The sequence below is a fragment of the Thermostichus sp. OS-CIW-29 genome (assembly GCF_054058195.1).
Genome location: NZ_JBSSAB010000014.1, coordinates 58408 through 67422, shown reverse-complemented (window position 1 = coordinate 67422; position 9015 = coordinate 58408). Strand labels below are relative to the sequence as shown.

At 55.4% G+C, this 9015-nt stretch carries 9 protein-coding genes; 3 read left to right on the top strand and 6 right to left on the bottom strand.

All coding sequences use genetic code 11. From position 1 onward, the window contains the following. Nucleotides 1-82: 82 nt before the first annotated feature. Nucleotides 83-508 (bottom strand): radical SAM protein, encoded by a 426-nt coding sequence (locus ACVWZJ_RS07015; protein WP_457395497.1) that lies wholly within the window; start codon nt 506-508, stop codon nt 83-85. A 426-nt stretch (nt 509-934) separates the two neighbouring features. Between ACVWZJ_RS07015 and ACVWZJ_RS07010 the strand changes: the two genes are divergently transcribed. After that, the gene (locus tag ACVWZJ_RS07010; protein ID WP_041436671.1) at nt 935-1255 is read left to right on the top strand and encodes a hypothetical protein; all 321 of its coding nucleotides are present in this window, start codon (nt 935-937) and stop codon (nt 1253-1255) included. 10 nt (nt 1256-1265) lie between these two features. Here the strand turns inward: ACVWZJ_RS07010 and ACVWZJ_RS07005 are convergent, their stop codons facing one another. Beyond that, nucleotides 1266-3152 carry an AMP-dependent synthetase/ligase gene (locus ACVWZJ_RS07005; RefSeq protein ID WP_011433761.1) on the bottom strand — a complete coding sequence of 629 codons (1887 nt, stop codon included), beginning with the start codon at nt 3150-3152 and terminating at the stop codon, nt 1266-1268. A gap of 618 nt (nt 3153-3770) precedes the next feature. Here ACVWZJ_RS07005 and ACVWZJ_RS07000 point away from each other — a divergent pair. Then, the gene (locus ACVWZJ_RS07000; RefSeq protein ID WP_011433763.1) at nt 3771-4505 is read left to right on the top strand and encodes a protein-L-isoaspartate(D-aspartate) O-methyltransferase; all 735 of its coding nucleotides are present in this window, start codon (nt 3771-3773) and stop codon (nt 4503-4505) included. Here ACVWZJ_RS07000 and ACVWZJ_RS06995 read toward each other — a convergent pair. Continuing rightward, nucleotides 4502-5242, bottom strand: a complete 741-nt coding sequence (locus tag ACVWZJ_RS06995) for a glycerophosphodiester phosphodiesterase (protein ID WP_457395492.1) — start codon at nt 5240-5242, stop codon at nt 4502-4504. The two genes, ACVWZJ_RS07000 and ACVWZJ_RS06995, sit on opposite strands and share 4 nt — an antisense overlap. Nucleotides 5243-5603: 361 nt before the next feature. Between ACVWZJ_RS06995 and ACVWZJ_RS06990 the strand changes: the two genes are divergently transcribed. Next, complete coding sequence (locus tag ACVWZJ_RS06990) at nt 5604-5789, top strand: hypothetical protein (RefSeq protein ID WP_011433765.1); 186 nt, start codon at nt 5604-5606, stop codon at nt 5787-5789. A gap of 4 nt (nt 5790-5793) precedes the next feature. Here ACVWZJ_RS06990 and ACVWZJ_RS06985 read toward each other — a convergent pair whose 3' ends face one another. The 3 genes from ACVWZJ_RS06985 to ACVWZJ_RS06975 all read right to left on the bottom strand — a co-directional run bounded on the left by ACVWZJ_RS06985 (nt 5794) and on the right by ACVWZJ_RS06975 (nt 9003). After that, nucleotides 5794-6279: a peroxiredoxin gene (locus ACVWZJ_RS06985; protein WP_238376979.1), complete on the bottom strand. Its 486-nt coding sequence runs from the start codon at nt 6277-6279 to the stop codon at nt 5794-5796. 215 nt (nt 6280-6494) lie between these two features. Further along, nucleotides 6495-6953 carry a GNAT family N-acetyltransferase gene (locus ACVWZJ_RS06980; RefSeq protein ID WP_238376763.1) on the bottom strand — a complete coding sequence of 153 codons (459 nt, stop codon included), beginning with the start codon at nt 6951-6953 and terminating at the stop codon, nt 6495-6497. Between the two features lie 1294 nt (nt 6954-8247). Further along, complete coding sequence (locus ACVWZJ_RS06975; protein WP_414413533.1) at nt 8248-9003, bottom strand: precorrin-2 C(20)-methyltransferase; 756 nt, start codon at nt 9001-9003, stop codon at nt 8248-8250. Nucleotides 9004-9015 lie beyond the last annotated feature (12 nt).

Here is a 9015-nt window from a genome sequence, read left to right as displayed (position 1 = left end):
TACAACTCTTTGCCGCAAATCCAAAGAATGAGTCGGCATTCCTTTCTCTCCTTCCTCTTGAATACCTGTACCCTATTTTAAATTAAAAGGCTGTAACCCACAAGTAACCAAGATTGGGAAACTGTGTTAATCGTTCCACAATCCGCTCGTTGATGAGGGAGCCATTGGTAGTCAAGGTGATGGTAGCGTGCGGTAGCTCAGACTGAAGATATGTAAGCAAATCGAAGATCCGTGTATCCAAAAATGGCTCATTAACCTTAAAAGGACTTAATTGAAAGCGATGAAGACGCGGAATGTCTTTGAGGTCATTGACAATTTTTTCTATTAGAGAATCATCCATCTTTGCTCCCTTTCTTTCCAGTGAAGAATAGGGACAAAAGTTGCAGGCAGCGTTGCAACGTGCCATCGTTTCCAGATGGACATGAGCTGGAAAGTCAATGTATGAACTCTCCCGCATCGCCAGAGCTCTGCGCTGATAGTCCAGCAAGTTCGGCGGAATTGTGCTCATCTCACTGTCCTCCTGCAGCATGCAATTGTCTACTCATTAAAACATTGCAACAGGCTCCCCCGTGTGGGCGCTTCGCACCCCTAGCAGGAACGCTGCTGCCTGCGGTAACTCTAACCTAGAGCATGACTCTAGTCAGTAATAAGCTCAACTATACTGAAAATAATGTATAATATGTTCAGTACGGATTACTACCAGTTGATCTTTCTGTTTACTTTCGAGTCTGCCAACATGGTAGCCAAAGCAAAGCAGAAAATTGGTAGTAAGACGACACGGAAACTGCGCTTTGGGTATTCTACTCAAAGCTTTGCGGGATACCGCCATTCTGTTTGGACTCCGTCCCGCTAACGCGAATGGAAACAAACAGAATGCTATCGCTGCATAGTTGAACAGTGATGTTCAGCAGTGTTCAGCGTAAATGTATCAGCCATGAACTGGCAACACCTCTTCACTCGCGCTTTTTGGGCGGCGACCCTCGCCAGCTTGTGCCTGCCGGGAGCGGTTCTGGCCCAGGCTAACCTGCGGGAACTCCCTCCAGACCTGGCAGAACAGCTAACCACAGAGCAAATTTTGCAAGCCTGCGCCGCCAACCAAGCCGATACCCTGCCCAGCCCCTTCCCGGACGTGGTGCCGACCGACTGGGCCTACAAGGCAGTGCTGACGCTCTACTACTGTGGGGCCTACCGGGGGGCTATCCCACCGGAGACCTTCCGGCGCTACCTGGAGCAACAACGGGGATCCCAAACCTAGAAGGCTGGCTCTACTTCAAAGATCGGTACATCTCCTCGATGAGGTGAGCGTAGCGCTCCGCCACAGGGTTGCGCTTAATTTTCAGCGTCTGGGTCATGAGGCCGTTTTCCACACTCAAGGGCTCCGGCAAGAAGCGAAAGTCGCTGACCTGCTCGTCGGGCCGGTAGCCAGGGCGTTCTTGGATGCGGCGGCGCACCTCCTGCAAAATCAAGGTGCGGGTCTGGGGCTGGGCCAGCAGCTCGGCATCCTCAGCCGGGATCCCTTGCTCAGCAGCCCAGGCTTTGAGGGCATCGAGGTTGGGGTAGATGAGGGCAGCCAATTTCTTTTGGTCTTGCCCGACGATCACGATTTGGCTGATGTAAGGAGACTGCAGACAAGCATCTTCCAGCGGCTGGGGCTCAATATTCTCCCCGTTGAGTAGGACGATGACATCCTTGGCTCTGCCGGTGATCACCAGTTGCCCATCGGGGGTGAGCCAGCCCAGATCCCCGGTTTCAAACCAGCCGTCGGAGCTGAGCACCTTGGCAGTGGCTTCCGGGTTGTTGTAGTAGCCCATCATCACCTGCGGGCCACGGGCCAGGATTAGTCCTTTTTCTCTAGGGGGCAGCGGCTGTCGAGTTTCAGGATCCACAATGCGAAACTCCGTCCCCGGCAGAGGGGGGCCAGCCGTACCGCGCACATTGTTGTCTGGACGCCGCGCGCACAACACCGGCGAAGTTTCGGTGAGGCCGTAGCCATTCAAGATGGAAATGCCCACCACCTCGTAGAACAGATCCAAGTAGGCAGGCAGGGATCCACCGCCGCTGATGGCATGTTGAAAATTGGGGCCCAACGCCTGTCGCACCTTGCGGTAGATGAGCGCATCGGCCAATCGGTGCAGGGGCCAGAGCAGCCAATGTTGCAGGCGAGCCTGCAGACGCACCCAGGGGCTGACTCCGTAATGCAAAATCGACTGGTTGCGAGCTATCCGTCCAGAGAGCACATGGCTCTCACTCACGGCCATCAGAGCGCGGATCAGCCGCTGCATCAGGGGGCTTTTCTCTTTGAATTGCCGTTGGATCCCTTCATAAACGGTTTCCCAAATCCGCGGCACTGCCACCAGAAAATGGGGGTGCTCCTGTTGGAAATCTTGTTTGATAAAGCGAGGGCTGGTATAGACCAGCATGCAGGCACGGCTGAGGAGAAAATACTCGCAAGCCCGCTCATAAGAGTGCCAAGTGGGCAGAATGGTCAACACCTTATTCCCCGGTTGTGGCTGTACGACCACGCCCAAGTTCTCCACCTGGTGCATCAGGTTGCCGTGGCTGAGCATCACCCCCTTGGGCCGACCGGAGGTGCCGGAGGTGTAGATGATGGTGGCCAGTTGGGATCGCTCCAGCTTTGGGGGTTGGTAGGTGTGTTCCCGACCCTTTTGCAGCCATTGGGAAAAGTTCAGCACCCCTGCTTCCTGCTCATCGGAAAGCAACAGCAGCCGTTCCAGGCCCAGCTCCTGCACATCCGGCCGGATCCGCCTCAGGGTCTTCAGATCCTGAGCAATCAGGGCCGTGCTACCGGAGTGGCGCAAGATGTAGCCCAGCTCACTGGGATCCGCCACAGCGCTGCGGGGCACATTCACAGCTCCCGTGAACATCGTGGCCAGATCGGCCATCAGCCAGCGGGGGGAGTTATCGGCAAAAATGGCCACCCGATCCCCCGGGCAAATGCCCAAAGCCTGCAGGCCAGCCGCCAGGGTTTGAATGCGGCGAAACAGCTCTCCATAAGACATCTCGAAAACTGGCTGCGCGTGGGGATCCCGTAGGGCAACTTGACCGGCAAACTCTTCCGCCAGCACTTGCCAAACGTTCAGCAGCGTCATCTCAGGGGCAGTGGGAGTAGCAGAAGCGGCAGCAGTTGTCATAGATCTGTACCGTAAATTACGTTTACAGTCTATTAAACCCAGCCTCTCTCCCCACGTGTCGCTAGGACAGTTCCCAGCCTGTCACCCCATTCACCATCTTCCCCTTGCGGGGAAAAGGTAAGGATCAACACTATAAAATCTTGCGCTGGCAGAACCAGGGTGGTGATTGCTCGCCCCGGCAGATTGCGCACAAAACTTTACAATTTTGATCAAACCGGATCCCATATCTCCCATGGGGATCCCGGCTGTAAGCTTCATCTGAAGTTCCAGAAGGCCACGCAGGATCAGGACAAAGGCTCCTAGGGATTTTGTTTCACTTTTTCCATCTTCCCATTCGGCAACAATCTCTTCATCAAGTGGTGAAGTCTTGCCAAAAGTAAGCCAGGATCAGCGTAGGGCTCCACAGGCATCTTTTCCCTCACCCTTAACCTCTCTTCCGATGAAAGAAATGGGGTCACGCCATCCTCGCAATAGGCAGCCATTGTCTTCGGCCCTGCCGACAAGGAGAAAAAGCAGGCGGGGATCCATAAGCCCATAAAGCAAACAGCTGCGGTGTTATCCACAGCTTGAGCAGAGTCCAGATCTGAGCAGCTCATCGTTTCTGGAGGTTGTGTATCGGTGATCAACCCATTCTCATCCTTCCGGTGGAGACATTCTTCTCGCTCTCCAGCTGGGATCCCAGAAGTTGAACCTCAGCCCCCAGACGCTTCCGATCCTTTTGCTTCCCAACGGGAGCAGATGGTCAAGAAACAGCTCATCAAACGAGGGATCCGAGATCCACGGGTACTGGAAGCCATGGGAAAAGTGCCGCGTCACCTTTTTGTCCCCTCTGATCTGCGGGATCGGGCCTACAGGGATTGCCCTCTGCCCATCGGCTATGGCCAGACCATTTCTCAGCCCTATATTGTTGCTTTTATGACAGAAGCTGCTCGCCTCACGCCTGAATCGGTGGTGTTGGAAATCGGCACCGGCTCCGGCTATCAGGCGGCTGTTTTGGCAGAGCTGGCCCGGCAAGTGTATAGCCTGGAGCGTCTGTCCCCATTGGCTGCTCAAGCTCAACAAACCCTCGCTGCCCTGGGCTATCGCAACGTGGAAGTGCGTCAGGGGGATGGCTACCAAGGTTGGCCAGAGCATGCTCCCTACGATGCCATTCTGGTGACGGCAGCGCCCCCAACTGTGCCCATGGTGCTGCTGGATCAACTGGCGGTGGGGGGCACCTTGGTGGTGCCGGTGGGAGAAAGCCCTTCGGACTCCGGTGCCCAGGGATCCCAGTCCTTGCTGATCCTCTGCAAAACAGCCCAAGGATGGGTTCAAAAAGGGGCTTTTCCAGTGCAGTTTGTGCCCATGGTCTAGGGTTTTGCCCCCTCTATTTCTGCCAAAAGGTGGGCGCGAATTTGCAAAGCCAATTGGGGACGGTCGGTAATCAACCCTTGAACAACGGGATTTTGTCCTACTGAGCCGGCAAATGGCTGCAAGCACAACTTCATCACTTCAGGATCGTTCACCGTCCAAACGTACAGAGGGATCCCGGCCTGTTCAGCTTCAGCCAAGAACTGCAAGTTCACCCAACTGTAGTGGGGGGCCAGAAAATCCGCTCCCAACTCCCGGCAACGGGTAAGTAAAGATCCCTTGGCTTGCTCCTCAGCCTTTGCCTCGATCAACAGGCCAACCTTGGGTTGCGGGGACAAAAGCGTTTTAACCCGCTGCACCACCTGAGGCAAAAAAGAGGTGATCACAAATTCTTCGGGGGTCAAAATATCGCTAACGAGGGCAAGGACTTGTTCCTCATAGCCTGCTTCTTTGAGTTCGATATCGAGGGTGATCTTGCCCTTGATATGTGACAGGGTCTCTTCAAGAGTGGGAATCGTGGGTTTGCGGGCCCGAATCTCGGCCCAAGTTAATGCGGCCAAAGGCTGTCCATCCAAATCGGCATCGTGAACAACCAGTGGGATCCCATCTCGGCTACAGCGCACATCCAGCTCAATTTGCTCGGCCCCCACTTCAACAGCAGCAGCAAAAGCGGCCAACGTGTTTTCCTCGGCGTGGGTGTGCTCCCCACGGTGGGCGACAATCTGGGTGTAGGGGAGCATGTCAGCACCTGTAAACTACCCGACACCAACCGCTAGGCGGTACGGAGCGGGCTTTTAGTAGCCCTGCAGTTAGCAAGCCAACCACGAGCCTCTGGGGTGGTTTACTGCACCCCCAATCGACCGTTACCAGTGCCCTAAACAACCGTTTCTGGTGTCCGCAGTATTATTATAGCATTCCTCCCGACACCGAACCTACGGGTACAGTGCGGGGCTCCTGCAATTTCTAGCTGAAGCGGGGTTGAGTGCCAGGTTGCGCAGCTCTATTATGATTGGCTCTCGGTGGTTCAGAAAGGGATCCCAGCAGGCGACACTCCCCCAGCGGAAGCGATAAGCTAGGAGAGTCAATTAGGTCTCTGAAGCTATGGACGCCGCCGAAATTGCCGCCTTGAAAGAGCGCATCAAGCTAATCCGCGAACGCCGGCCAGCGGTAGCCAAGCTGTTGGAAAAGCCAGACTTGGGCAGCTTGCGCGTGGATGTCAACCAAGCGCTGGAGGAGATCGACGAGTTGCTCCACGAGTTTGAGCAGACTTTTGGCCCGGAAAGCTAGAGGGCTAGTTCCTGATAAGCTGCTGCAACTGGGCCAGAACCTCAGCGCTGTGGCGGCTGGGGTTCACGATTGGGTCGATTTCTCGCAAAATCCCCTCCGGGTCGATCAAGAACGTATTGCGCAGGGCAACATCGCCCATCCAGGATCCGTAGGCTCGACTGACCGTGCCGTCGGGATCCGACAGCAAAGGAAACTGTAGCCCCTCTGCCGAGCAAAAGCGCCTGTGAGAGTCCACCGAGTCAGCGCTCACGCCCACAACCTGTGCCCCCATGGCCCGGAACTTGGGCAAATCTTGCTGAAAGCGGCGGGCCTCAATCGTACAGCCGGAAGTGAAGTCGCGGGGGTAAAAATACAACACCACCCACTCCCCCCGAAAATCCGCCAGCCGCCGTATTTGCCCGGATTGATCCGGCAATGCGAACTCCGGTGCCGGAGAACCTATTGGCGGGAGAGGAGTAGTTCCCCACTGGGCCCAGGCAGGCTGAGTCATCCCAAAGCCCACAAGCAGGCCCACAACCAATCCCATGAAAACCCTGCCCAATTCCCTCACTGCCCCTCCGAGACCTCTCTAGAACCCATCTCTAGTTTACATAACTTTATATGAGTCCAGGAACTCGCCTCACTGCGCAGAAGCAAGCCAGCGGGGTGGGAAGCATCTCCACTCTGCCAGCTCAATGTTGCCGCTTTGCCAATTCCTTTGCCAATTCAAGGTAACCACTTGCAGAGCAAAAGCTGCGGAGGGATCCCCAACCATCGCCAGAGTTGAGAGGTGCGTTCGATGGGGGTATAGCGCAGTTGAGCGTACAGTTGCCGCGCGGGGAGATTGTCTTCCAACACGTGCAGATGCAAACAGCGGTAGCCCCACCCTTTCGCCACCCCTTCAGCACTGAGCAAAAGCAGACGAGCAATTCCTCGCCGCCGCCAGCCGGGCAGCACCGCCAAGTTGGAGAGGTAGGGATACTTCCCGTAGGCTGTGACCCGCAAAGAGATCTCGGCAGTGCCCACCACTTCGGATCCCACCGCAGCTGCCAGACAGCAGTAGTGGGGATCCCTTGCGGCCAGCCTGAGGCGCAACTCTTCGCGAATGCCCAGCTTGCGAATTGGGTAGATCCAGCGTTGCAGGCCTGAGGGGGGATGAAAAACCTGGGCTAGAACTTCGGCCAAGGGATCCAGATCATTCGATGTAGCTGGGTAAACTACGGGGGAAGGCAACACAGGTTGAGATAGGGCAACCGCAAGCATTCTCCTTATTTTCCCAAACAACTTGCAAACAACAAAACAATAAGTGGTGACCCCCACGGGGAGCCACCACTGAACCGGTAGAACTTGGCCACAGGGAGGAAAACCACCCCTGCCGACGCGGACTAACCGCATCCAAGACTTAACTAAGACTTATTCAGTTGTCTTAACTTGTTTCCAATTTCTAGGCCAGCGCCAGTGGCCGCTCCGACACCAGAATCCGACTCTGAGGTTTACGATGAGATCTCCAGATCGCTAAAACGGCAGGCTGAGCCGTTGATGCGATAGATATCATCCGTGATGGGCTGGTAACCCACTTCCACCAGATCGGACTTGGCAGGAGCGAATATGCGGACAACTGCTCTAGCAATCTTTGAGAGAAAGGTAAACATAGCAACCTCCTGAAAGTGAGAGTGAAACTATGAACTGAGAGAACCTCGAATTGCTAAAGCCCGCAGTCCTTGTCCCACTGAGCGCTGGTTCCGACTCGCAGAGCTTGCAGGTTGAGAGCACCTGAACCTGATCACCGATTTTCCCACCCTGACTCGCTCATGAATGGAGACTCAAAATAGCCGGCTGAGCTTGTTGATCTGGCAAAACCACTTTTATTTGAGGATTATTTGAGGAACACCTAGAGCGCTCTCTCACTTTCCCAGTGGCTTGTGCAGCAAGCCCAACTGCTATCTGCCTAACTCCCTTGTTCTGCTTTGAGGAAAACCTGTCGTAGGTACCAGGTGCCCTGCTGGGCGAGACAACCACTTCTCAGGAGAGTCTGCCGAAGCAACGGATCGGAAGCTTGGATCAAAGCGTTGACCGACAGAGAATTTTGGACTTGAATTTTGGATTTGATTCAATCGAGAAGCGGTGCCTCGCGTTTGGGATGGGGATGAGATATTATCCTCCTCGCCTGAATCACTACATTCATAATCTAACCTATAGCCGATCTCTCCACCAAGAGCGGCAACTATTCTTAACAGGTCGGATCATTCCTTTAACTTGGTCTTTTCATCTCTTTTTGATGTAGGTCAACGCAAGGATCCTAAGGATGCTGGACTGGGTTTCCTTGACATCTTTCCGTCACAGGACACCTGCTTTTTTGGGGAAACAAGCCGGCTCGGTACGGGACTTAAGCTCAATGGAAACACACGCAAAAAAATACCGACCAACCCCTGCTTCGGGCTGAATCGCCGGAAAAAACTCATTCCCTATCCTAGAAAACTCAATCCAGCCGCAGCCCGTTTTCTGGGTTAAGAGAATCTTTATTCCGGGGCCGAGAGCGCAGGATCAAGAGGGAAAAGTAGGGGGGCTGGTAGTCGGCCAGTCCTTCCAGGGTGGGGAAGAGGGTTTGCTGGGGCCAGCCGGCCCAGACCACCAAGCTGGCTTGTTGCAGCCAACCTCTTTCGGCCAGCCACTGCCAAACCTGAGGGTAGACAGAGGCCACTTTCATGAGGACGACTACCTCAGCCCAGGCACAAGCCTGCTCCAGTTCCGAGAGGGCGAACAGAGCCGGTAAAATCGCCAATTTCTCGGAGCCGAGCACCAAGGGGGATCCCAGGGCAGCAGCAGCGGCTAAGGGAGAGCACACCCCCGGTATGGCCTGGATGGGCAAGGCGGGGATCCGCTGCCGCAGGGCTTGGGCCACGTAGGCGAAGGTGCTGTAGAGGCCCACGTCTCCCTCACAGATGAAGGCGACATCTTCTCCCCTTTCTAGGAGTGGGGCTAGTTGCTGGGCAGCCACTCGCCAGGCAGCTTGCAGGACTTCCGGCTGGGTGACAAAGGGCAGGCGAAGCGGCAAGAGGGTTTGTTCCGGTCGCAGCCAAGGGCGCACAATTTGGTAGGCCAAGCCCGGCTGGCCGGCAGCATTTTGGGGACAGGCCACCCAGTTGACCGTGCTGAGGATGCGGGCTGCTTTGACCGTGATCCAGTCGGGATCCCCTGCTCCAGCACTGATCCCCCAAAAGGTTCCCAGACCCATACTTATTACGTA